The organism is Dactylosporangium cerinum, from assembly GCF_042653625.1.
GTDB classification, from domain to species: domain Bacteria; phylum Actinomycetota; class Actinomycetes; order Mycobacteriales; family Micromonosporaceae; genus Dactylosporangium; species Dactylosporangium cerinum.
In genome coordinates this window covers 34,831-56,910 of the sequence record NZ_JBHSIU010000070.1, presented here as the reverse complement: position 1 = coordinate 56,910, position 22,080 = coordinate 34,831, and the positions used below count along the sequence as shown (strand labels likewise).

17 protein-coding genes and 1 pseudogene are annotated in these 22,080 nt (G+C 70.4%); 12 read left to right on the top strand and 6 right to left on the bottom strand.

The genetic code is table 11. The annotated features are described in order from the left end of the window. Both ACFPIJ_RS46410 and ACFPIJ_RS46405 read left to right on the top strand, forming a co-directional pair. Positions 1-301, top strand: a 301-nt coding sequence (locus ACFPIJ_RS46410; RefSeq protein WP_380125903.1) for a hypothetical protein, incomplete at its 5' end; no start/stop codon positions are given. Positions 302-303: 2 nt separating this feature from the next. Continuing rightward, positions 304-979 (top strand): annotated as a pseudogene (locus ACFPIJ_RS46405) (nucleotidyl transferase AbiEii/AbiGii toxin family protein). Positions 980-1,066: 87 nt separating this feature from the next. Here ACFPIJ_RS46405 and ACFPIJ_RS46400 read toward each other — a convergent pair. Next, positions 1,067-3,757, bottom strand: coding sequence for an Hsp70 family protein (locus ACFPIJ_RS46400; RefSeq protein WP_380125902.1), 2,691 nt, complete (start codon positions 3,755-3,757; stop codon positions 1,067-1,069). Between the two features lie 103 nt (positions 3,758-3,860). Beyond that, complete coding sequence (locus ACFPIJ_RS46395; protein ID WP_380125901.1) at positions 3,861-4,835, bottom strand: LuxR C-terminal-related transcriptional regulator; 975 nt, start codon at positions 4,833-4,835, stop codon at positions 3,861-3,863. A 298-nt stretch (positions 4,836-5,133) separates the two neighbouring features. Between ACFPIJ_RS46395 and ACFPIJ_RS46390 the strand changes: the two genes are divergently transcribed. Beyond that, positions 5,134-5,424 (top strand): hypothetical protein, encoded by a 291-nt coding sequence (locus ACFPIJ_RS46390; protein WP_380125900.1) that lies wholly within the window; start codon positions 5,134-5,136, stop codon positions 5,422-5,424. A 22-nt stretch (positions 5,425-5,446) separates the two neighbouring features. After that, complete coding sequence (locus ACFPIJ_RS46385) at positions 5,447-7,969, top strand: DUF8189 domain-containing protein (RefSeq protein ID WP_380125899.1); 2,523 nt, start codon at positions 5,447-5,449, stop codon at positions 7,967-7,969. A 136-nt stretch (positions 7,970-8,105) separates the two neighbouring features. On the opposite strand, the gene ACFPIJ_RS46380 is transcribed toward ACFPIJ_RS46385, so the two are convergent. Next, positions 8,106-9,899 carry a glycosyltransferase family 4 protein gene (locus ACFPIJ_RS46380; protein WP_380125898.1) on the bottom strand — a complete coding sequence of 598 codons (1,794 nt, stop codon included), beginning with the start codon at positions 9,897-9,899 and terminating at the stop codon, positions 8,106-8,108. A gap of 194 nt (positions 9,900-10,093) precedes the next feature. On the opposite strand from ACFPIJ_RS46380, the gene ACFPIJ_RS46375 reads away from it, so the two are divergent. The 4 genes from ACFPIJ_RS46375 (at position 10,094) to ACFPIJ_RS46360 (ending at position 16,105) form a co-directional block, all read left to right on the top strand. Beyond that, complete coding sequence (locus ACFPIJ_RS46375; RefSeq protein WP_380125897.1) at positions 10,094-11,866, top strand: proline--tRNA ligase; 1,773 nt, start codon at positions 10,094-10,096, stop codon at positions 11,864-11,866. A 205-nt stretch (positions 11,867-12,071) separates the two neighbouring features. Then, positions 12,072-12,644 carry a septal ring lytic transglycosylase RlpA family protein gene (locus tag ACFPIJ_RS46370; RefSeq protein WP_380125896.1) on the top strand — a complete coding sequence of 191 codons (573 nt, stop codon included), beginning with the start codon at positions 12,072-12,074 and terminating at the stop codon, positions 12,642-12,644. Between the two features lie 66 nt (positions 12,645-12,710). Further along, positions 12,711-13,820 (top strand): PP2C family protein-serine/threonine phosphatase, encoded by a 1,110-nt coding sequence (locus tag ACFPIJ_RS46365; RefSeq protein WP_380125895.1) that lies wholly within the window; start codon positions 12,711-12,713, stop codon positions 13,818-13,820. Between the two features lie 437 nt (positions 13,821-14,257). Then, entirely contained in the window at positions 14,258-16,105 is a 1,848-nt protein-coding gene (locus tag ACFPIJ_RS46360; protein WP_380125894.1) for an acyl-CoA dehydrogenase, read from the top strand. 57 nt (positions 16,106-16,162) lie between these two features. Here ACFPIJ_RS46360 and ACFPIJ_RS46355 read toward each other — a convergent pair whose 3' ends face one another. Then, positions 16,163-16,648, bottom strand: coding sequence for a SixA phosphatase family protein (locus ACFPIJ_RS46355; RefSeq protein ID WP_380125893.1), 486 nt, complete (start codon positions 16,646-16,648; stop codon positions 16,163-16,165). Between the two features lie 87 nt (positions 16,649-16,735). Between ACFPIJ_RS46355 and ACFPIJ_RS46350 the strand changes: the two genes are divergently transcribed. Further along, complete coding sequence (locus ACFPIJ_RS46350; RefSeq protein WP_380125892.1) at positions 16,736-17,002, top strand: DUF6458 family protein; 267 nt, start codon at positions 16,736-16,738, stop codon at positions 17,000-17,002. A 26-nt stretch (positions 17,003-17,028) separates the two neighbouring features. Here ACFPIJ_RS46350 and trhA read toward each other — a convergent pair whose 3' ends face one another. Next, positions 17,029-17,655 (bottom strand): PAQR family membrane homeostasis protein TrhA, encoded by a 627-nt coding sequence (gene trhA, locus ACFPIJ_RS46345; protein WP_380125977.1) that lies wholly within the window; start codon positions 17,653-17,655, stop codon positions 17,029-17,031. Between the two features lie 136 nt (positions 17,656-17,791). Between trhA and ACFPIJ_RS46340 the strand changes: the two genes are divergently transcribed. Genes ACFPIJ_RS46340 through ACFPIJ_RS46330 form a run of 3 tightly spaced genes read left to right on the top strand, consistent with a single transcriptional unit; the run spans position 17,792 to position 20,044 of the window. Then, positions 17,792-18,388 carry a 5-oxoprolinase subunit B family protein gene (locus tag ACFPIJ_RS46340; protein WP_380125891.1) on the top strand — a complete coding sequence of 199 codons (597 nt, stop codon included), beginning with the start codon at positions 17,792-17,794 and terminating at the stop codon, positions 18,386-18,388. Next, positions 18,385-19,332, top strand: a complete 948-nt coding sequence (locus tag ACFPIJ_RS46335) for a 5-oxoprolinase subunit C family protein (protein WP_380125890.1) — start codon at positions 18,385-18,387, stop codon at positions 19,330-19,332. Before ACFPIJ_RS46340 ends, ACFPIJ_RS46335 begins: the two co-directional genes overlap by 4 nt. Next, a complete protein-coding gene (locus ACFPIJ_RS46330) occupies positions 19,316-20,044 on the top strand; it encodes a LamB/YcsF family protein (RefSeq protein WP_380125889.1) in 729 nt (242 codons plus the stop codon). The genes ACFPIJ_RS46335 and ACFPIJ_RS46330 overlap by 17 nt, the downstream gene beginning before the upstream one ends. 150 nt (positions 20,045-20,194) lie before the next feature. Here the strand turns inward: ACFPIJ_RS46330 and ACFPIJ_RS46325 are convergent, their stop codons facing one another. Further along, a complete protein-coding gene (locus tag ACFPIJ_RS46325; RefSeq protein ID WP_380125888.1) occupies positions 20,195-22,036 on the bottom strand; it encodes an NHL domain-containing thioredoxin family protein in 1,842 nt (613 codons plus the stop codon). Between the last annotated feature and the right edge of the window lie 44 nt (positions 22,037-22,080).

Below are 22,080 nucleotides of genomic sequence, written 5' to 3'. Positions count from 1 at the left end.
TCCGTATGTCGTGGTGACCAACCTGAGCGAGTTGCGTGGGCCGACGACCGGTGAGGCAAAACTTGACAGGCGGTTGAACTGGTCGGGGCGGGCTGCCTACGACCTCGGCAACCCACGACGGTTGGCGAGCATGTACGAGACCGTCCTTCGTGAGGCCACACATGTTGAGGAACTGCAGATGTGGCTTGACGGGCCGACGTTGCTGAGGCTCTGGCCTGATCTCGTACTGCCACCGCAGGTTCGACAGCTTTGGGAAGGCCAGTTCCCCGACCTCGCCACCACGCGGCGGCCTGCTGCCTAGTGATGCACGACAAGGCACCGACGCACCGACGCCTTGCGGAGATCGGACTACGAGCCGGCGGACCGCACGGGTTTGCCTTGGCCGGCGGTCACGCCGTTGCCGCCCACGGCATCCTGCAGCGTCCGAGCGAAGACGTCGATCTCTTTGCAGACTGGCAACGACGGGCCGACTTTCCTGCCGCCGTTGAGGTCGTCATCGCCGCATACGTGGCGGCTGGCTACGAGGTGGAGATCGACCACCGCACGGAAACCTTCGCCCGGCTATACCTCACGGACCCGGCGGAACGAAGCGAGCCCCACCGCGTCGAGTTGGTCGCCAACTGGCGTTCGCAGCCGCCGGTGCAGATGGACATCGGCCCGGTGCTGCATGCAGACGACGTCATGGCCGGCAAGGTGGATGCCCTCTACAACCGCGCCGCCGCGCGTGACTTCCTCGACATCGACGCCGCGATCACAAGCGAGCGTTACACCCTGGAGCAGCTGTGCGAGCTTGCCGAGGTTGATTGACGCAGGCTTTGACCGAGCGATATTCGAGCAGATGCTGCGGTCGATCGTGCGCTTCGATAACGAGGATTTCGCGGAGTACGGCGTCGGGCCCGTCGAGGTTTCGGCGCTCCGGAAGCGCGTCGACGCTTGGCGGGGACAGTTGTCGACGGCCAGGGACCCGTCGGGCCACTAACGGGCCATTCGCCCAGGCGAAGGCAGGCCCGCTCCAGGCCGCGAGCTGGTAGCCGTGGTTGTGGGTCGCGCAAAGAGCGAGTCCGGGCTACTTGGCGTACCTCCACACGGTGTAGTCCTTGGCGCCGGGGCAGATGAGGCTGGTTGAGTTCCACCAGCAGCCGGATGAGCGGATGGTCTGGGTGCCGAGGCTGGTCTGGAGTTTGTTGTCGAGGTCCAGGCCGCGGAGGGTGACCGGCGCGGGTTTCGTGCCCAGGGTGCCGGTGAAGACGAAGGCGCGGTTCGTGTCGATGCCGACCAGGGCGCCCTCGTGGCTGGCGACGGTGGTGCCGCGGCTGTCGTAGACGGTGCCGCCCTTGGTGGTGTTGATGATCAGGTAGCGGTCGTCGTAGTCGCCGCCCAGGGACTGCGGGGGGCGACGGAGGTCTGCGTCGGGGACCGGGACGCGCCAGACCTGCTCGGCGGCGGAGCCGGAGCGGTAGCGGGCGAACTCGCGGGTGGACTCGTCGGTGCCGATCTGGTCGATGACGCACAGGTCGCTGCTCTTGGAGCAGCCGCTGATCCAGACCGGGGAGCGGTTGGCCGGGCCGCGAAAGGCGGGCTGCGGGTTGCTGTTCGCGGCGCTGACGGTTTTGACCTGGTACTCGGTCTGCTGGCTGGCGTACACGAGGCCGTCGAAGCCGACCCGGCCGACCGGGGCGGTGTCGGGGATGTCGGCGACCTTCTTGGGGTCCTTGCCGCCGATGTCCCAGACGGCGCCGCCGGCGGCCACCAGGACGACGTTCACGGGGGTGCTGGGGTTGGCGGGGTCGAGCAACCGCCAGCCGGCGGGGAGGCCGATCGTCGTGGTGCCGAGCCCGGAGGCGACCTTGCCGGTGACCGAGGAGATCCGTGACATCTGGTTGGTCTTGCGGTCCAGCCACAGCAGGGGCGGCGCGTTGCCGGTGGTGGGGTGGACGTCGCCGGTCATCAGCACCCCGTCGGTGCCGACAGCACCGGCCCAGTCGGTACCGTCGATGTTGTTGACGCCGACGAGTTGGCGTTTGCCGTTCTCGGGTTCGGCCAGGGCCACGATGTAGTCGCCGATCATCAGCGCCTGGCTCCACTTGGCCGCGTCGCCGACCTTCTTGCGTTTGATGGTCGAGGTGCTCAGGTCCAGGGTCGCCACGTCGACCGCGCGGCCGACCTGGGTGACCGTGTGGGCCTTCTTCTCGGTGAGGAACGCGGTGGCGAAGTCCGTCTCGGTCATGCCCTCGACCTGGATCGAGGCCGTCTGGGACAGCTTCTGGAAGGTGGGCTTCGGCTTGATCACCTGCCAGAGCGTGTAGACGCCGCCGCCCAGGCATCCGAAGACGAGGGTGAGGATCAGCAGGACGCGCAGCGCCGTCTTGCCGCCGCTGCGCCGGCGCGGTGGTGGCGGTGGCATCGGCATCGGCATCGGGCGCTGATAAGGAAATCCGGGCGGCGGCGGCATGACCGGCGCGGGCCGCGGTGACACCGGTGACACGGGCGTGGCGGAGATCGGCGCCGGCGCGGGATGGGCGGACACCGGCATGACCGGCATCGGCGGGCGTTGCAGCGGCACCTGATGCGGCACGCCCGACGTGGGGATGCCGGTGCGGGTGTCGAACATGCCCGTGGTCGGCGCCGGTACGGGCGGCTGCCGGGGCGGTGGCGGCTGCTGCGGCGCGGTCTGGGCGATCAGATCGGCGAGCGCCCCCTCCGCGACCGGCAGCTCCGGCTGCTCCAGCATCGTCGGCGCCACCCCGAGCTCGGTGTGCAGGGTGTGCGAGACCAGCGGGATCCGGCTTGCCCCGCCGACCAGGAACACCACCGACAGGTCGGCCGGGGTCAACCGGCTGCGCTCGGCGGTGGCGACCAGTTCGGCGACGCCGCGGCGCACCAGCGGCCGGGCCAGCGTCTCGAGCTCGTCGCGGGTCACGTGCAACGAGCCGCTCACCCCGGGCACCGCAACCGACGCCGTGGTCGCGCGGGACAGCATCTCCTTGGCCGACCGGACCTCGTCCCAGAACTGCCGCCGATGCCGCCGGTCCAGTTCGGTGGCCGGCTGCGAGATCTGCTGCCAGGCCGCCGATTCGGTGCGCTCGAGCTGCTGCCCGAGATACGCGACGAGCGCCGCGTCGATGTCCAGTCCGCCCAGGTCCTCGGCGCCGCCCCAGCCCAGGACGGTGAATCCGGTCGCCTCCCGGCGCACCATCGCCACGTCGAGCGTGCCGCCGCCGAAGTCGAACACCGCGATGGTCCCGCCCGCCGGAACCGGCCGGCGCATGACGTCGGTGAAGTACCGCGCCGCCGCGACCGGCTCCGGCATCAGCCTGACCTGCGGCCAGCCGGCCCGGGTGGCCGCGTCCTGCAGCGTCTGCCGGCGCAGGCTGCCCCACGCGGCCGGGTAGGTGAGCACCGCCGGCGGCAGGAATCCGACCGCCTCGCCGGCCGCCCCGGCCACCGCGCGCAGGACCGCGGCGAGCAGGTCGGCGACCGGCACCTCCCGCCCGGCCAGCAGCACCGCGCCGTCGTCGATGCGTTGTTTGGGGTTGGGCTCGTAACCGCCCGGATCGACCTGCGCCATCCGCTCGGCGTCCCGGCCGGCGTGGATGGTGCCGGTGCTGTCCACGTAGACCCCGGACGGCAGCACGGGCCGTCCGTCCACGAGCAGCGGCCGGGTCCGGCCGTCCGGCCAGCGGAGGATCGCCACGGTATTCGAAGTCCCGAGGTCGATGCCGATCGCATGCCCCGACCCCGCCAACGGAGCTGTCACGGCCAGGATCGTACGCGGTACGGTCCCCGCCGGGCGGCCCGTGAGTTTCGGCGCGGTTACCCTGTGCGCCTGGTTGCGACCGGCTGCGGTGCGGGTGGGGAGGTCAGATCCAGCCGCGTTTGGCGGCATTGACGCCCGCCTGGAAGCGACTCTGGGCGCTGAGGCGTTCCATCAGGTCCGACATCATGCGGCGGACGGTGCGCAGGGAGACGCCGAGCTTGCGGGCGGCGTGCTCGTCGGTGTGGCCGTCGGCCACGATGCCGAGCAAGGCCCGTTCCTGGGGCAGGCAGCCGTCGTCGCCTGCGGCTGCGGCGTCACCGAGTGGGGTACCCGTGGCCCAGACATGTTCGAACAGCGCACAGGAGGCGGCGAGGACGCCAGGGGTATCGACCTCGATCGCTCCCTCGGCGGCTTCGTGCGGGTTGACCGGCAGGATGGCGATCCTGTGGTCGACGATCACCATCGGCATGGGCAGGGTCGGCACGGTGCGCATCTGGCCGCCGAGGCCGACGAGCCAATGGGCGTGCGCGAGGGTCTCGGGGTCGTTGCGGAAGCTCTCCCGGCAGACCGCGCGGATCACCACGCCGCGCTCGAGGGCCTGCTGGTTGAGAGGTGCGCTCGCGGCGCGTGAGTCGGGCCGGTCGGCCGCACCCGCGTTCATCGACATGCATTCGCGGGTAGCGGTGAGCGCCAGCTCCGCCATGCGGGCCCGGACCGCTTCGACCCCGTCGAGGCGGCGGATCTCGTTACCGGAGCGGCCCGCCGAGCGCTCCGCGGCGATGGCCGCGATCGCGGCGCGGGTCTGTTCGATCTGGCGTTGCTTCCGGGCCGCCTCCTCCTCCGCCGACGCGAGCAGCGCGGCCAGGCCGACCTCGGGGCTCACCACCGCGCGCAAGGCGCCGTCGCCGGAGACCGGGGACAGCAGCGCCAGGTCGGCGAGCTCGTCCAGGGCGGTGCGGACCTGGCGTTCGGTGAGGCGGGTCTCCGCAGCGAGCGCGCCGACGTCGAGCCTCGGGTTGGCGAGCATCGACCGGTAGACGGCCTCGCCGACGCGCGAGAGCCCAAGCAGTTCCAGCATCGACATCCCCCGTGGTTGTTCGTCCTGGTCAGGGAAGTATGGCGATCACTCGATCGGGCGTAAAGAGCGAAGATCACCGCCGGCCCGAGCTGGCACCAAGCTGCCAGGCAGCTTCGCGCCAGCCCTGAACCGGTGACACGGGCCGGCGGGTGCCGCATTCTTATTTCAGCAGCGAGGAGCTGGGAAAAGCAACCAAAGAATACTTCTCACGGGTGGAGTCTGCCATGCTGAAAATCAACGACGTCGATGTCATTGCTGCCGAGATCCTCTCCAATGGGTTCGGTTGGTAGACAGATAAATGCATTTCGTGGCGCTTTCATTGACCCTGCGAGCGGCCGTGGACGTCGATCCGGAAGTTCTGGTCGGCATCCTCTGGGCGCATGCGACCAGCGAAGACGGCCTGCAACACGTGCGAGCCAGAGCCGGGCCGGGCCGAGTGGACGTCGCGTTCTTTCTCACCGCATCGACACCGACAGACGCGTTTGGCGCCGCCCGGCGGCTGTGTCAACGAGCAATCAGCGCCAGCGCACTGCTGAGCGGCACCGAAATCCGTACATTTTCCGGAAGGGACCAGGAATATGAGTGCTAAGGCAATTCGGGGCATCGCACTGATGAGTGTCGCCAGCATCATCTCGGGCATCGGAGCGGCGGCGCTGGTGCGACCGCTCGCGGCTCACGCCGACTCGGTCGTCGGCGGTGCCGTCACGGCCACCGAGGCGTTCGAGCGGGCCCAGTACTGGGTCGACATCAACTCGAAGTACAACAAGACCAGGGCGCCCGGCACCCTGCTCTACGACAAGGACCTGCAGCACAAGTACGGCCCCGACTGCTCCGGCCTGGTCTCCATGGCATGGCACCTGACCCCTGGCCAGTGGGGCGGGCTCAACACCGGGGGCTTCCTGGCCTACCCGTACAAGACCAAGCTGCAGAGCCCCGACCAGCTGCAGCCGGGCGACGCGATCGTCAATGACTCCCACATCGAGCTGTTCCACTCCTGGAAAAACCCCAACGATCACTCGCAGGGGGCGTGGACCTACTCGCACAACGGCAGCGGCACCAAGGAAGGGCAGGGCTGGATCGCCGACTGGGCGAAGGGGCCGCTGGCCAACTCACACGGTCAGCGCGGTTCGGAGAGCTACTTGTCGATCAAGAACAACTACACGTGGATCCGCTACAACAAGATGAACAGCAACCAGCCGGCACCACCAGCGGCCAGGAAGCTGCCCGGTTCGGCCGTCGTCAAGTACGGCGACAACGAGGTGCAGTCCTTCGAACGCGATCCCGACGGCACGCTGCGCCACAGCTGGTGGGACGGTGCGAGCTGGCGCAACGAGACCCTGTTCAGCAGCATGACGCTGGCCGGCCGGCCGGTGGCCGTCGTCGACTCACTGGGCTGGTTGCAGGTCTTTGCCCGCGGCACCGACAACTCGCTGCAGCACGTGTGGTGGAACGGTGACGCCTGGCAGCGGGAGGCCCTCCCCAACGCGACGGCGGGCGGCGACCCCGCGGTCAGCCTGGACTCGGCCAACAAGATCCGGGTCATCGTCCGCGGCACCGACAACCAGCTGCAGCAGGTCCTGTGGACCGGCACCGCGTGGCAGCGCACGGTGCTGCCCGGAGGCACGGTCGCCGGCGACCCGGCGGTGAGCCTCGACAGCCTCAACTGGCTGCAGGTCTTCGCCCGCGGCACCGACAACTCGCTGCAGCACCTGTGGTTCAACGGATCCACCTGGCAGCGCGAACCCATGGCCGGCGGTGCGGTCGCCGGTGACCCGTCCGTCGTCGTCGACGCCAACAACTGGATCCAGGTCATGGTCCGGGGCACGGACAACTCGCTGCAGCACGTGTTCTGGAACGGCACGGCGTGGACCCGGGAGCTCCTCACCAGCGCGCCGCTGGCCGGTGACCCGTCCGTCGTCGTCGACGCGGCGAACCGCCTGCAGGTCTTCGCCCGTGGCACCAACAACGTCCTGCAGCACGTGTGGTGGACGAGCGGCATCGGGTGGCAGCAGGAGGCCCTGCCCGGCCGGGTCGGCGTCTCCGATGATCCCGCCGTCGCGGTCGACGCGTGGAACTGGACGCAGATCATGGTCCGTGGCACCGACAACGCGCCGCAGCACATCTGGTGGAACGGCACGAAGTGGCAGAACGAGCGCTTCGGCGTGACCCACCTGCCGGCGGGCTCGCAGGCAGTGAAGTATGGCGACAACCAGCTGCAGTCGTTCCAGCGCACCGCGGCGGGCACCCTGCTGCACAAGTGGTGGAACGGCACCGCGTGGATGAGCGAGATCCTGTTCAGCTCCCAGCAGTTCGCCGCGACCCCGGTCGCGCTGGTCGACCCGCTCGGCTGGCTGCAGGTCTTCGCTCCGGGCACTGACGGCGTCCTGCGGCACGTGTGGTGGAACGGCACCGAATGGCAGATCGAGACGCTTGCCACCGACGCGCCGGTCACCGGTACACCCGCGGTGACCCTCGACTCGGACGGCCGCATCCAGGTGTTCGCCCGTGGCACCGACGGCTCGCTGCAACACACCACCTGGGCCGACACGGAATGGACGCACGACACCCTGGCCGGGCCGGCGATCGGCGGCGACCCGACGGCGATCGTCGACAGCAACAACGTCCTGCAGATCCTGGCCCGTGGCACCGACGGCTCCCTGCAGCACGTCTCAGGCACCGGGGACGTGTTCACCCGGGACACCGTCGCCAGCGCGCCGCTGGCCGGTGACCCCACCATCGCCCTGGACTCGCTGAACTGGGTGCAGGCCTTCGCCCGCGGCACCGACAACTCCCTGCAGCACATCTGGCTGGACGCGGCGGGCTGGCACCACGAGGTCGTGCCGAACACCACCGCGAACCTCGCCGGTGACCCGTCGGTGACGATCGACTCCTGGAACTGGATTCAGGTGGTGTCCCGCGGGGCCGGCAACACCCTGCAGCACATCTTCTGGAACGGCACCACCTGGACGCAGGAGCCCCTCTCGACCAGTGCCCCTCTCGCCGGCGACCCGGCCGTGATGGTCGACAGCCTCGACTGGGTGCAGGTCTTCGGCAAGGGTACGGACGGCACGCTGCAGCACGTCTTCTGGAACGGCACCGCATGGGTGAATGAGTCGCTCGGCGAGAGCCTCTGATCCAGATCTGATCCCCGGCCCGACTTCCCGCGAGGGAAGCCGGGCCGGCGGCGTGATCGGGACACGGCTGGTAGAGCCAGGTCTGCCCGATACCTGGTCGACGGGGTGCTGCCGGTCCGCGACACCGGCGGCGGGCTCAGCGGACCGGGGCGAGCAGCCGTTCGCGGATGAGGGTGCCCGGCTCGTCGAACCACTCGTCGTAGTGCGTGGCGGGGCCGAGCGCGTCGATGGCGGCGACGTAGGCCGCGCCGTCGACGGGCCGCCCGCCGAGCATGCCGGTCATCGCGTGCAGGTAGTGGAAGTCGCTGTGGTCCGGGAACGCCTCCACCCCGCCGTTCACGACCGAGGCCGCCTGCTCGTCGGAGCCCAGTTCCAGCAGCGTGAGGATGATCCACCGGCTGGCCGACGGGCGGTCGGCGCTGCCGCCGTGCCGGTAGACGTCCAGGAACCCGGTCAGCGCCGTGTCGAAGCGGCCGGCGGCGAACTCGCGCAACGCCCCCGCGTAGGGCAGGTCATCCGGGATCACGTCGCCATGTGCGGGCAGGTAGGCGCGGCTGACGCCGGACCCGCCGCCGGTGCGCCGCCCGACGACCCACCACCGGACCGCGCGGTGCCCCTCGAAGACGGGGAACGTGACCGGCACCGCGATGGCGCCGGCGGCCGAGGCGGCGGCGCGCTGCCGGAGCCGCCGCTCGGCGTCGGCGTCGACGAAGCGCAGCCCGCCCAGGTCGAAGCGCCAGCCGGTGTCGCTCGGCGGGGACCAGGCCGTGGCCACGTCGCGGTACGTGTCCCCGACCTTGGTGATGATCGTGTCCCACGAGTAGCCGGCCGCGGTCTTCAGGCCGCCCTCGCGCAGCCGCGCCGCCAGGTCCGGCTCGTCCAGCACCCGCCGCACCTGCGCGACCAGCCCGTCGACGTCGCGGATCTCGGCGAGCAGCGCGTTCACGCCGTCCCGCGCGTATTCGAGGACGCCGGTGTTCCTGGTCGTCACCACCGGCGTGCCCGACGCCATCGCCTCCAGCACCGGCAGGGAGAACGTCTCGTAGTGCGAGCAGCAGACGTAGGCGGCCGCCCCGCGGTACAGCGCACCGAGCGTCGCCTGGTCCGGCGCCACGACCACCCGGCCGAGCGGTTCCCGGGGCGGCCGCGGCGTGACCCAGACCAGGTCGGCCGCGGGGCCCTGATCGGCCAGCGTCTGCCACACCCGGCGCATCTCGGCCATGCCCTTGAAGACGGTGCCGTCCCAGCCCACGAACAGCAGGTACGGCCGCTGCCCGGGCTGGGCACCGGCCGCGGGGTGGAACACGGTGGGGTCGACGGCGTTGGAAACCACCGTCGCCGGGACGCCGTAGCGGGCGCGGAGCACCTCGGCGACGGTGCCCGTGACGATGATCGTCGCGTCGGCGGCCTCGACGTTTCTGGCCACGACCGCCCGGGTCTGCTCGTCGATGTCCTCGAACAGGTGGAAGTCGCCCTGCTCGAAGTGCACGACGGGGGCGACGCCGACGGTACGGGCGGCGAGCACCTGATCCCAGTACCCGGCGACGATCACGTCGCACGCGGGCACCGCCTCGGCGAGCTCGATCCCGAACGGCACCTGCTGGAACCGGGCCCGCAGGTCGAACCCCACCGGCGGCGGGAAGTGGCTGAGCACCGTCACGTCATGACCCCGGTCGAGGAGCCGGTTCGCGTGCTCGAACAGCACCCGCGCGCCACCGCCGACGTTCGTGCGCGGCACGAGGTACACCAGCCGCAGCGAGCCGGGCACGTCGGGTCGGGTGGACCCGCGCGACACCGGCGGTGCAGCCGGCAGCTCACGGCGGGCCACGAACTCCGCATTCCGGGCGGCGGCGATCGCCGCGGCCAGGTCGGGGCGCAGCGCCAGGGACGGAGCACCGGAAGGATCAGGCGAGATGTCATTCGGCCGCACACCTGCTTATCGGCCGCCCCGCCGGGACGTTGAGGGAAGCCCACCGGAACATTGCGACAAGCCCGCCGGATCGGTGCGGGAAGCCCGTCGGAACGGGCCCGGAAGCCCGCCGGGACGCAAAACCCGATAGTCACGCACCGCAGTCGTGCGGGTATCGTCGCCGAAGGCCTGTTTGAGAAGTAAGGCGGAACTCGATGGTGTTGAAGATGTCCACGCTGTTCGTGCGGACGCTGCGTGAGGATCCCGCGGACGCCGAGGTGACCAGCCACCGGCTGCTGGTGCGTGCCGGCTATGTCCGTCGGGCCGCGCCGGGCATCTTCACGCTGCTGCCGATGGGTCTGCGCGTGCTGCGCAACATCGAGCGGATCATCCGCGAGGAGATGGACGCCATCGGCGGCCAGGAGCTGACGTTCCCCGCGCTGCTGCCCCGCGAGCCCTACGAGGCGACGGGCCGCTGGACGGAGTACGGCGCCAACCTGTTCCGCCTGAAGGACCGCCGCGGGGGTGACTACCTGCTCGGCCCCACCCACGAGGAGATGTTCACGCTCGCCGTGAAGGACTTCTACTCCTCCTACAAGGACCTGCCGCTCACGCTGTACCAGATCCAGACGAAGTACCGCGACGAGGCGCGACCCCGGGCCGGCATCCTGCGCGGGCGGGAGTTCCTGATGAAGGACTCCTATTCCTTCGACGTCGACGACGACGGGCTGCGCGAGGCGTACCAGCGGCACCGGGTCGCCTACGGCAGGATCTTCGACCGGTTCGGCCTGGACTACGTCATCTGCTCCGCGACGAGCGGCGCGATGGGCGGCAGCGCATCCGAGGAGTTCCTCGCGATCTGCGACATCGGCGAGGACACGTTCGTGCGCTGCACCAACGGTGACTACGCCGCCAACGTCGAGGCGGTCACCACCCCGTCGATCGCGGCGCTGCCCATCGACGGGCTGCCCGCGGCGAAGGTCGTCGACACCCCCGAGACGCCAACGATCGAGACGCTGGTCGCGCTGTTCAACGACCGCGAGGACCTGCGCCGCGACGACCGGGCCTGGGGTGCCGGCGACACGCTGAAGAACGTCATGCTGATGCTGACGCTGCCCGACGGCAAGCGCGAGCCCCTGGCCGTCGGCGTGCCCGGCGACCGCGAGGTCGACCTGCGCCGGCTCGAGGCCCAGGTCGCCCCCGCCGAGGTGGCGCCGATGTCGGAGGCCGAGTTCCAGCAGCACCCCGCGCTCGTGAAGGGCTACATCGGCCCCGGCGTCCTGGGCGAGAAGGGCTCCTCCGGGATCCGGTACCTGGTCGACCCCCGGGTCGTGGACGGCACCAGCTGGATCACCGGCGCCGACCAGCCCGGCAAGCACGTGATGCACCTGGTCGCCGGGCGGGACTTCACCCCCGACGGCACGGTCGAGGCGGTCCGCATCCAGGCCGGCGACCTGTGCCCCGTCGACGGCGGCACGCTCGAGCTGGCCCGTGGCATCGAGATCGGCCACATCTTCCAGCTCGGCCGCAAGTACGCGAAGGCCCTCGGGCTCACCGTGCTGGACCAGAACGGCAAGGCCGTCACGGTCACGATGGGCTCCTACGGCGTCGGCGTGACCCGCGCGATCGCCGTGATCGCCGAGCAGACCGCCGACGACCGCGGCCTGTGCTGGCCCCGTGAGCTGGCACCGGCCGACGTGCACGTGGTCGCCGCGGGCAAGACCGAGGAGATCAAGGCCGGCGCCGCGCAGCTCGCCGACGCGCTCGGCGCGACCGGGCTCGAGGTGCTGCTCGACGACCGCAAGGACGTCTCGCCCGGGGTCAAGTTCAACGACTCGGAGCTGCTCGGCGTCCCGACGATCGTGGTGGTCGGCAAGCGGCTGGCGGACGGCCTGGTCGAGATCCGCGACCGCAGGACCGGTGAGAAAGAGGAGATTCCGGTCGAGGGTGCTGCGGAGCGTATCGCCGCAATCGTCCGCGCCGGATGACAGCGCGGGAAGGGTCGGCCGTTCGGCTCCTTGCTGGATCAGCCGTTCGGCCGGACCTATCCCGCCAAATCCCCACGCAGACGGCACTTCGGTTTGACTGACGCCTGGGAGGGGCCGATACGTTCGGTCACGGCCATGCTGTCAACGAAGGGTGCTGACGTTGTCCGGCCGACATACCGCAATGTCCCGACGGCATCTCGCTCCATTGATCGCCGGTGTCGTCGCGGCGATCGCGCTCATCGGCGGCGCAGTTGCGACCGTCAATATGGGCTCGGATGACGCGAAGCCGGCCGCAGCCGGCGATCTGATCGACGGCAGCCGCAGCCCGGCCGACCGGGCGGACCGCGGCGAGCGATCCCCGGCCTCGGCCACGCCCTCACCGGCCGCCTCCGCGTCGGCGTCGCCGCAGGTCAGCAAGGTGCCGGAGGCGACCAAGACGCCGACCAAGACGCCGACCAAGAAGCCGTCAACGACGGCGACCGGTGGCACCGTGACAACCACCGGCACCTGCAAGGCCTCCTACTACGACACCGGATCGCGCACCGCCAACGGCGAGAGCTTCGATCCCAACGGACTGACGGCCGCGCACAAAGAGCTGCCGTTCAACACCCGCGTCCGGGTCACCAACCTGGCCAACGGGAAATCCGTCGTCGTGCGGATCAATGACCGTGGACCCTTCGTCAGCGGACGCTGTCTCGATCTCGCCCGTGGTGCGTTCGTGACGATCGCTTCCGTGAGTGCCGGCGTGATCAACGCACGGTACGAGGTACTCAAGTAAGGCCGATCCCGGCCGTTTGTTTGAGCGGTTCGGCGGCCCGTTGGTGGCATGCTGTCGATCGGACCTATGAAACGACCGTTGCTTCCCGAAGCCCGCGCCGGAGTCGGCGCGGCCTTCGTGCTGCTCTGCCTGGTCCTGGCCGCTGAGGTCGCCGACGGCGTCGACGCCAACTACGTCGGACTGCTCGCCGCCGCACCGTTCCTCGCGGCCGCGTTCTCGTCCTGGCCGGAGGTCCTCGCGGTCGGCAGTGCCTCGACCGTGCTCGCCCTGGTGTTCTGCACCGTCGAGCTCATGCACAGCCGCGAGCGCACGCTGGTGATGCTGCTGAACCTCGGCGCGGTCATCCTCGCGGCCGGCATCGCCTCCGCGGTGGGCGCCATCCGGCAGCGGCAGATCGCCAGGTATGCGGAGCTGTCCAAGCTGGCCTCCGTGGCGCAGCAGGCCGTCCTGCGTCCGCTGGGGCCGCAGCTGGGCCCGTTGACCGTCGCCGCCCGGTACATCTCGGCCAGTGCCGCGGCCGACATCGGCGGCGACCTGTACGAGGCGCTGGACACCCCGTACGGCGTCCGCATGATCATCGGTGACGTGCGGGGGAAGGGCCTGGACGCGGTCCGGCTCGCCAGCATCGTTCTCGGCTCATATCGGCACGTGGCCTTCGAGCGGGCCGACCTGCGGGCGATCGTCGCCGACCTGGACCGGGCCGTGGCGCGGTCGGTGGGCGACGAGGACTTCGTGACCGCGGCGCTGATCGAGGAGCGCGGCGGCACGTTGACCATCGTCAACTGCGGTCACCCGGCGCCGCTGCTGCTGCGCCGCGGGCAGGTCATCCCGCTCGACCCGCCGTCCAACGCGCCGCCGCTGGGCTTCATGCCGGTGGTCAAGCCGCGCGTCGAGCGGCTGGAGCCGGGCGACCGGCTGCTGTTCTTCACCGACGGGTTGGCGGAGGCACGCCGCGACGGGGAGTTCTTCCCGACGGCGGAGCGGGCCCAGCGACTGCTCGGGCACGGCACCGTCGGCGACGGGCTGGCCTCGCTGGAGAGCGCGCTGCTGGAGTGGGTGCGCGGCCGGCTCGACGACGACATCGCGCTGGTGCTGGTGGAGTATCAGGGTGTCAAGGCTCCGGCGACGGTCCCCAGCTGGGAGATCGGCGGCGCCGGAGCGACGACCGTGGGCTGAGGCCCCGGTGCGGACCGGTCCTACTCGGTGACAGCGCGCGGGCGGGGCACGAAGCGCCGCATCGGGGCGCGGTGCCGGCCCGTGTAGAACCGCGGGTACTTGGGAGCGAACAGAGAGCCCATCATCCGGACGATCATCGCGGTGCCCTCCTTCTGACTGCGAGTAACCGCTCAACGATCACATCACCCGCCGGTGACGGCGTGTCGGGCGCAGCTGCTCCCGTCGGGCCACTCATCTGCCACCCTCCGCTACTCATCGGTCACCCTGACCTGCCGACATAGGTGAGACCTGGGTGTGCGCAGGTGTGACTGCTGTCACCCGTCCGGGCGGGTTGCCGATGGTTACTAGCGAGTAATAAGATTCCTGTTACCGACTGGTAACCTCGGTCGTCCATGCTCGATCTACAAAAGCGACCCAGAGACGGGGGCCACTCCGCGATGAGCCATTACAAGAGCAACCTGCGGGACCTCGAGTTCAACCTCTTCGAGGTGCTCGGTGCCGACAAGGTCTTCGGTCAGGGTCCGTACGGTGACCTGGACGTCGACACCGCCCGCAGCATCCTCGCCGAGGTCGACCGGCTCGCCCGCGAGGACCTCGCGGCCAGCTACGTGGACGCCGACCGCAATCCGCCCGTCTACGACCCCGCGACCTACTCGGTGAAGATGCCCGAGTCGTTCCGCAAGTCGTACGAGGCGTTCATGGCCGCCGAGTTCTGGCGGCTCGACCTCCCGGCCGAGCTCGACGGCACCGCCGCGCCGCGGGCCCTGTGGTGGGCCCTCGCCGAGATGGTGCTCGGCTCCAACGCCCCGATCTGGATGTATGCCTCGGGCCCCTCCTTCGCCAACACGCTGCGGATCGAGGGCACCGAAGAGCAGAAGAAGTGGGCCAAGATCTTCGTCGACCGCCAGTGGGGCTCGACGATGGTGCTGACCGAGCCGGACGCCGGCTCGGACGTCGGCGCCGGCCGCACCAAGGCCATCCCGCAGGCCGACGGCTCCTGGCACATCGAGGGCGTCAAGCGCTTCATCACCAGCGGTGAGCACGACCTCACCGAGAACATCGTCCACTACGTGCTGGCCCGTCCGGTCGACACGCCCGGCGCCGGTGGCCCCGGCACCAAGGGCCTCTCGCTCTTCGTCGTGCCGAAGTTCCACTTCGACGGCGAGACGGGCGAGCTCAAGGACCGCAACGGCGCCTTCGTGACCAACGTCGAGCACAAGATGGGCCTCAAGGTCTCCACGACCTGCGAGGTCACCTTCGGCGGCCACGGCGTCCCGGCCAAGGGCTGGCTGCTGGGCGACGTCCACGAGGGCATCCGGCAGATGTTCCTCATCATCGAGTACGCCCGGATGATGGTCGGCACGAAGGCGATCGCGACCCTCTCCACCGGATACCTCAACGCGCTGGACTACGCCAAGAGCCGGGTCCAGGGCGCCGACCTGGCCAGCACCGACAAGGCCGCGCCGCGGGTCACGATCATGCACCACCCCGACGTGCGCCGCTCCCTGCTGCTGCAGAAGTCCTACGCCGAGGGCCTGCGCGCGCTCGTCCTCTACACCGCGTCCTGGCAGGACAAGGTCGCCCTGGCCGAGGCCGCCGGCGACGAGAAGGCCGCGAAGATCGCGAAGCGGGTCAACGACCTGCTGCTCCCGCTGGTCAAGGGCGTCGGCTCCGAGCGGGCCTACGAGCTGCTCGGGCACGAGTCGCTGCAGACCTTCGGCGGGTCCGGCTTCCTGCAGGACTACCCGCTGGAGCAGTACATCCGCGACTCGAAGATCGACACCCTGTACGAGGGTACGACCGCGATCCAGAGCCTCGACCTGGTCTTCCGCAAGATCGTGAAGGACCAGGGCAAGGCGCTGCTCACCGTCGCCGCCGAGATCCAGCAGTTCCTGGAGGCCGAGGGCGGCAACGGCCAGCTCAAGGTCGAGCGGGTCGCGCTGGGCAAGGCCCTCGGCGAGGTGCAGAACATCCTGGGCATCTTCACCGGCTGGCTCGGTGAGGCCCAGGGCGGCGACCCGCAGGCGCTGTACAAGGTCGGCCTCAACAGCCGCCGCTTCCTGCTCGCCCTCGGCGACGTCGTCGTCGGCTGGCTCCTGCAGCGGCAGGCCGAGGTGGCGCTCAAGGCCCTGGCCGGCGACACCAGCGAGACCGCCTTCTACGAGGGCAAGATCGCGGCGGCGAAGTTCTTCGCCCGCGAGGTGCTGCCGCGGACCGGCTCCGACCGCCGGATCATCGAGGCCACCACCCTGGACGCGATGGACCTGTCCGAGGACGCGTTCTAAGCACCGACACAGAAGCTGGCGGGAGGGCAATGGCGCCCTCCCGCTTTTCTGTGCCGTTCAGCCCCGGGCCGTATGGTGCGCCTTCAGCGCGGCGGTCTCCAGGCCACGCCACGGGCCGCTCACGACGTGGACCGCGATCCCGCTGGTTGCCAGCCCTTCGTCGGGCAGCGCATCCGGGTCCAGCAGGTCCGACAGCATCGACAGCGTCGGGTTGTGGCCGATGACCAGCAGCGTCGACACGTCCGGCGCGCCGTCGCGCAGCAGGTCGAGGGTGTCGTGGGCGGGCCCCAGGTAGAGGCGGTGCTCGAACACCACGGGACCCGCCGCTTCACTCAGCGCCAGCCCCGCGAGCGTTTCCCGGGTCCGCACCGCCGTCGAGCAGAGCACCAGGTCGGGTTCGAGGCCCTGCGACAGCAGCCACTCGCCGGCCGCGACGGCGTCGCGCCGGCCGCGCGGGCTCAGCGGCCGTTCGAGGTCGGTCGGGTACGGATCCGGATCCACGGACTTCGCGTGCCGGAGCAGAATCAGCGTGCGCTCGGTCATGCCGTCAAGGGTGCCCGATTGAGCCGCGTCGTAGGTGGGTAACCCGACATACAGACGGTTACCAACCCAACGCCCTGGAGGCCCTCGATGGGTATCGGCGGCAGCATTCTTCTCATCGTCGTAGGAGCGATCCTGACGTTCGGCCTGGACGACACCGACCTCGGACCGTTCAACCTCGACACGATCGGCTGGATCTTCCAGATCGCGGGCCTGTTCGGCCTGGTTCTTACCCTGTACTTCTGGAACACCCGGCGCCGCACCGTCGTGCGGCAGGTCCCCCCGCCGCCGCCGGCCGGTGGCACGATGATCCCGCCGTCGGCGGACGAGGTCATCGAGCGTCGCCGCACCTACTGAGCCGGACCTGAGACAAACATCGCCATCTACTTCGCATACAACGCGAAGTAGATGGCGATGTGATGCAAGATCGCCGCCACCAGCGTGCACGCGTGGAAGAACTCGTGATGGCCGAACACCGTCGGCCACGGGTTCGGCCGGCGCAGCGCGTAGAAGACGGCGCCGATCGTGTAGAACGCGCCGCCGACGATCGTCAGCACCAGCGCCGTGACCCCGCCCGAGTGCAGGATGTCCGGCAGCACCACGACGGCGACCCAGCCCAGCGCGATGTACAGCGGCGCCGACACCCACCGCGGCGCGTTCGGCCAGATCATCTTCATGCCGACGCCGAGCAGGGCCCCGCCCCAGACCACGGCCAGGATGATGTCGCCCGTGTGCCCTTCGAGCAGCAGGACGCTGAACGGGGTGTACGTGCCCGCGATGAACACGAAGATCATCGAGTGGTCCAGGCGTCGCATCAGCTTGTAGCCCTTGGGCGACCAGACGCGGCGGTGATAGAGGGCGCTCGTGCCGAACAACGCGCACACCGTAAGGCTGTACACCAGGCAGCTCACGAACGGCGACCAGCCCGGACGCGCGGCGGCGAGGGAACACAGCACGATGCCGCAGACGATGGCGACACCGAACGCGTAGGTGTGCAGCCAGCCACGCATCCGCGGTTTGCCGAGGTCGACCGGGCGCAGGCGGGTCTGGGTGTTCACTGTCACGCCCTCCAGGTTACGGTACCGTAGGTTACTCGCAAGTATAGTTACGTCGTCGAGTTGGTGTTCGATGACTATGGTGACGGTTATGGAGATCCGCACCGTCGGGACATCGGCCCTGTTGATCGAGGTCGATGACCCGCTGGCGTGGTTCGCCGCACTGGAGGCCGAGCGGTCCGCCGGCCGTCTCGACGCCATTGACATCGTCCCCGGTGCCCGCACCGTGCTGCTCGACGGGGTGGCATCGGCCGCCGCGCTGGCGGCGACCCTGCGCGGCTGGCCGCCACCCACGTCCGCGGTCGTCGCGGAGGAGGATCTGGACATTCCGGTCACCTTCGACGGGCCGGACCTCGGCGGCGTGGCGGCGCTCGTCGGCCTCTCGACCGAAGCGGTGGTCGAGGCCCTGACCGGCGCCACGTTCCGGGTGGCATTCGGCGGGTTCGCGCCCGGGTTCGCCTACCTGAGCGGCCTGCCCTGGTCCGTGCCGCGCCTCGACAACCCACGCCCACGCGTCCCGGCCGGCTCGGTCGCCCTCGCCGCTGAGTTCGCCGGGATCTACCCGACCGCGTCGCCCGGCGGGTGGCAACTGGTCGGCCGCACCGACACCGTCCTGTTCGACCTCGACCGGACCCCACCGGCGCTGCTCACCCCGGGCCGCACGGTCCGATTCGTGGCCGTCGCATGACCGGCCCCGCAGCGGAGCGAGGAGCCGGTCATCATGAGCTCAGCCTCCAGGTCAGGCCGACGCCGGAGCGCAGCGGAGGTGGTGGCATGACCTTCACGATGCTCGTCGAGCTCGCCGGACCGCTGACCACCCTGCAGGACCTCGGCCGGCCAGGCTTCGCGCACCTCGGCGTGCCCCGCTCCGGCGCCCTCGACCAGCCCGCTCTCCTGCTCGGCAACCGGCTGGTCGGCAACCCCGCCACCAGCGCCGGCCTGGAGATCACCGTCGGCCCGTTCGCCGCAACGCTGTCCTTCGCCGGCACCCTGGCGTTCACCGGGGCCGCGGCGCCGCTGCGCGTCGGTGGGCGGCCCGCGCCGATCAACGCCCCTGTCTCCTTCCGCCCCGGCGACCGCGTCGAGATCGGGCCGGCCGTCGCGGGCCTGCGTGGTTATCTCACCGTTGCCGGTGGTTTCGTTGCGCCGCTGGTACTGGGAAGCCTCGCCACCGACACCCTTTCGGCGCTCGGTCCACCCATCGTCCAGGCCGGCGACGCCCTCGCCCTGGGCGCCCCGGCCGGCGACCCATCCACTGTGGACGTGGCACCCCGCCCCGCGATCGGCGGCCCCATCACGCTCGGCCTGACCTGGGGTCCCCGCGACGACTACTTCAGCGGCACCGCGGAGCTGCTCGCCGGTTCGTACACCATCAGCAATGAGAGCAACAGGGTCGGTGCCCGCCTGAACGGCCCCGCCCTCACCCGTGCCCACCAGCGCGAACTCCCCAGCGAAGGGATCGTCCTCGGCGCCGTGCAGGTCCCCGCCTCCGGCCAGCCACTGATCTTCCTCGCCGACCACCCCACCACCGGCGGCTACCCGGTCGTCGCCGTCGTCGACCCCGGCGATCTGCCACTGCTCGCGCAGGCCCGCCCGGGCGATACCGTTCGTTTCCGTGGACCTCAACAGTGACCTCGGCGAAGGCTTCGGCATCTGGACCCTCGGCGACGACGACGCCCTCCTTGCGATCGTCACCAGCGCCAACGTGGCCTGCGGCTTCCACGCCGGCGACCCCACCACGATGCGCCGGGTCTGCGCCCGCGCGGTGGACCTCGGCGTCCGGATCGGCGCCCAGGTCAGCTACCGCGACCTGGCCGGCTTCGGCCGCCGGCGCATCGACGTCGACCCCGCGACCCTGACCGACGAACTGCGCTACCAGATCGGCGCCCTGTCGGCGTTCGGCCCGATCGCCTACGTCAAGCCGCACGGCGCCCTGTACAACACCGCAGCCGTCGACACGGGCCACGCCTCGGCCGTGGTCGCCGCCGCGGCCGCCTGGGAATTGCCGGTGCTGTGCCAGCCGGGGTCGGTCCTGGCGGGCCTGGCCGGGTCGGCCGGGCTGCGGGTGGTGGGTGAGGGCTTCGTCGACCGCGGGTACCTGCCCGACGGCCGCCTCGTTCCACGCAGCTCCTCGGGAGCGGTCCTCACCGACGTCGACGCGGTGGTCGAGCGGGCGGTCCGCATGGCCCGCGACGGCTCGGTGGTGGCGGTCGACGGCTCCGTCCTGACGCTGCCGTTCGAGTCGCTGTGCGTGCACGGCGACACCCCGGGCGCGGTGACGATGGCGGCCGCGGTCCGCGCGGCACTCCTGGCCGCCGGGCTGCCCTTGACCCCGTTCGCCTGACGCCTCGGCCCGCGGTTTCGCGGGCAGCTCAGCCCCACGCCCGCATTTGGGCCAGACGCCGCCGCGCTGTTGATCGAAGTCGCGTGCCGGCTGTGGGGAAGACCAGCACGCGACTTCGATCACGACCGACGGTCGCGGGTGTCGCTGTGATCAGGCGGTGTCGAGACCGCGGAGCACCAGCGGCAGCCGCGCGGCGCCGTCCTTCACCACCCGGATCGGCACGCCCCAGTCCTGCCGGGTCAGGTGGCAGGCCGGGAACTCCGCGTCGATGTCGCAGGTCGCGGCCTGGGCGACGACCTGCAGGACGCCCTCGGCGACGTCCGGCGACAGGACCAGCCGGCGCTGCAGGCTCTGCGTCACGCCCGCCCCTTCGAGCAGGAGCTCCGGCGGCGAGGCCGACACCTCCAGGCGGGTCGACGGGCCGAACGACTCGTCGAGCTTCTGCCCCGGCGCCGGCTCGAAGATCAGGTCGAGCTCGACCTCGCCGGGGGCGAGCATCGTCGAGGGGCGTTCGGTGCGGTGCCGCACGCCGGCGACGTCGACACCCGCAGCGGCGAGGGTGCCGGGGGCGAGCCGGACGAGCCGGTGCGCGCCGGACTCGACGACCACGATCTCACCGGTCGCGGTGAGCACCAGGTCGCTGGGCTCCTTGAGGCCCTCGACAACCGTGGTCACGACACCGTCGGCGATCCTGCGAACGGCGCCGTTGTACGTGTCAGCCACGAGCACGCTGCCGTCGGCCAGGGCGAGCAGGCCGAGCGGGTGCTGCAGCAACGCCTGGTCGGCGGGGCCGTCGACGTGGCCGAAGTCGAAGAGGCCCTGCCCGGTGACGGTTGACATCCGGCCGTCCTCGATGAAACGGATCGCGCTGGACTCGCTGTCGGCGATCCACAGCTTCGTGCCGTCCGGAGCAGGGGACAGGCCGGACGGCTGCGCCATCCACACCTCGTGCAGCGGGCCGTCCCGCAGCGCCTCGACGGTCGTGCCCGCGTAGACACCGGCGGTGCGCTGCGCCGGGTTGAACCACCACAGCTGGTGGATGCCGGCCATCGCGATCACGACCCGGTCGTCGAACCACGCCACGTCCCACGGCGACGACAGGTCGACGGCCAGGGAGTCGTGCGTGTCGAAGTCGACGGTGCCGCGCCACTGCCGTCCGCTGCCCGCGACGGTGGTGACCTCGCCGGTGGCGAGCTTCAGGCCACGCAGCAGGTGGTTGACGGTGTCGGCGACGACGACGTCGTATCCGGCGATCTCGGCGACGTACGGCGGCAGCAGGCACAGCCCGCCCGGCTCGGAGAACTCGGGATCCGTGCCGTCCTTGCGGCCGCGCTGCCCGGTGCCGATGCGCCGGATCAGCGTCTCGTTGTCGGCGTCGAGCTCGACCAGCGACTGGTGCGTCGAGTCCGAGACCAGGAAGTGCCCGTCGGCGAGGGCGAGCGCCTTGCCGGGGAACCGCAGCACGGTGTCGTCGACCTTCGGCGCGGCGTGCGGGGCGTTCCCGCGGCGCAGGGTCCCTCGCGCCGTGTGGACCCGGACCAGCTCATCGACCAGCCGTGCCAGGCCCTCGGCGTGGCCCTCCCCGGCCATCGTCGCCACGACGTAGCCCTCGGGGTCGATGACCGTGAGCGTCGGCCAGGCCTTCGCCGCGTACTGCTGCCACATGTCCATTTCGGGGTCGTCGAGCACGGGGTGGTCGACCCCGTACCGCTCGACAGCAGCCGCGAGCGCAGCGGCGTCCTTCTCGTGCTCGAACTTCGGCGAGTGCACCCCGATGGTCACCAGCACGTCGGCGTAGCGCTCCTCCAGCGGGCGCAGCTCGTCGAGCACGTGCAGGCAGTTGATGCAGCAGAAGGTCCAGAAGTCCAACAGGACGATCTTGCCCCGCAGGTCGGACAGGGCGAGTCCGTCGGTGTTGAGCCATCCCCGCCCCCGGAGTTCGGGAGCGCGGACGCGGGCCTTGAGCAGTGGCGACTGCGCCGGGTCGGTCATGCCTCTAAGTCTGCCCGGAGCCCTGGCCCGTTTCGGGGCCAGGG

Bases quoted from the DNA above. Each gene is read 5' to 3' on its own strand.
- ACFPIJ_RS46395 (WP_380125901.1), bottom strand. From the start codon at position 4,835: ATGCTGGAACTGCTTGGGCTCTCGCGCGTCGGCGAGGCCGTCTACCGG.
- ACFPIJ_RS46390 (WP_380125900.1), top strand. From the start codon at position 5,134: ATGCATTTCGTGGCGCTTTCATTGACCCTGCGAGCGGCCGTGGACGTC.
- ACFPIJ_RS46385 (WP_380125899.1), top strand. From the start codon at position 5,447: ATGAGTGTCGCCAGCATCATCTCGGGCATCGGAGCGGCGGCGCTGGTG.
- ACFPIJ_RS46375 (WP_380125897.1), top strand. From the start codon at position 10,094: ATGGTGTTGAAGATGTCCACGCTGTTCGTGCGGACGCTGCGTGAGGAT.
- ACFPIJ_RS46365 (WP_380125895.1), top strand. From the start codon at position 12,711: ATGAAACGACCGTTGCTTCCCGAAGCCCGCGCCGGAGTCGGCGCGGCC.
- ACFPIJ_RS46360 (WP_380125894.1), top strand. From the start codon at position 14,258: ATGAGCCATTACAAGAGCAACCTGCGGGACCTCGAGTTCAACCTCTTC.
- ACFPIJ_RS46355 (WP_380125893.1), bottom strand. From the start codon at position 16,648: ATGACCGAGCGCACGCTGATTCTGCTCCGGCACGCGAAGTCCGTGGAT.
- ACFPIJ_RS46350 (WP_380125892.1), top strand. From the start codon at position 16,736: ATGGGTATCGGCGGCAGCATTCTTCTCATCGTCGTAGGAGCGATCCTG.
- trhA (WP_380125977.1), bottom strand. From the start codon at position 17,655: ATGCGTGGCTGGCTGCACACCTACGCGTTCGGTGTCGCCATCGTCTGC.
- ACFPIJ_RS46340 (WP_380125891.1), top strand. From the start codon at position 17,792: ATGGAGATCCGCACCGTCGGGACATCGGCCCTGTTGATCGAGGTCGAT.
- ACFPIJ_RS46335 (WP_380125890.1), top strand. From the start codon at position 18,385: ATGACCGGCCCCGCAGCGGAGCGAGGAGCCGGTCATCATGAGCTCAGC.
- ACFPIJ_RS46325 (WP_380125888.1), bottom strand. From the start codon at position 22,036: ATGACCGACCCGGCGCAGTCGCCACTGCTCAAGGCCCGCGTCCGCGCT.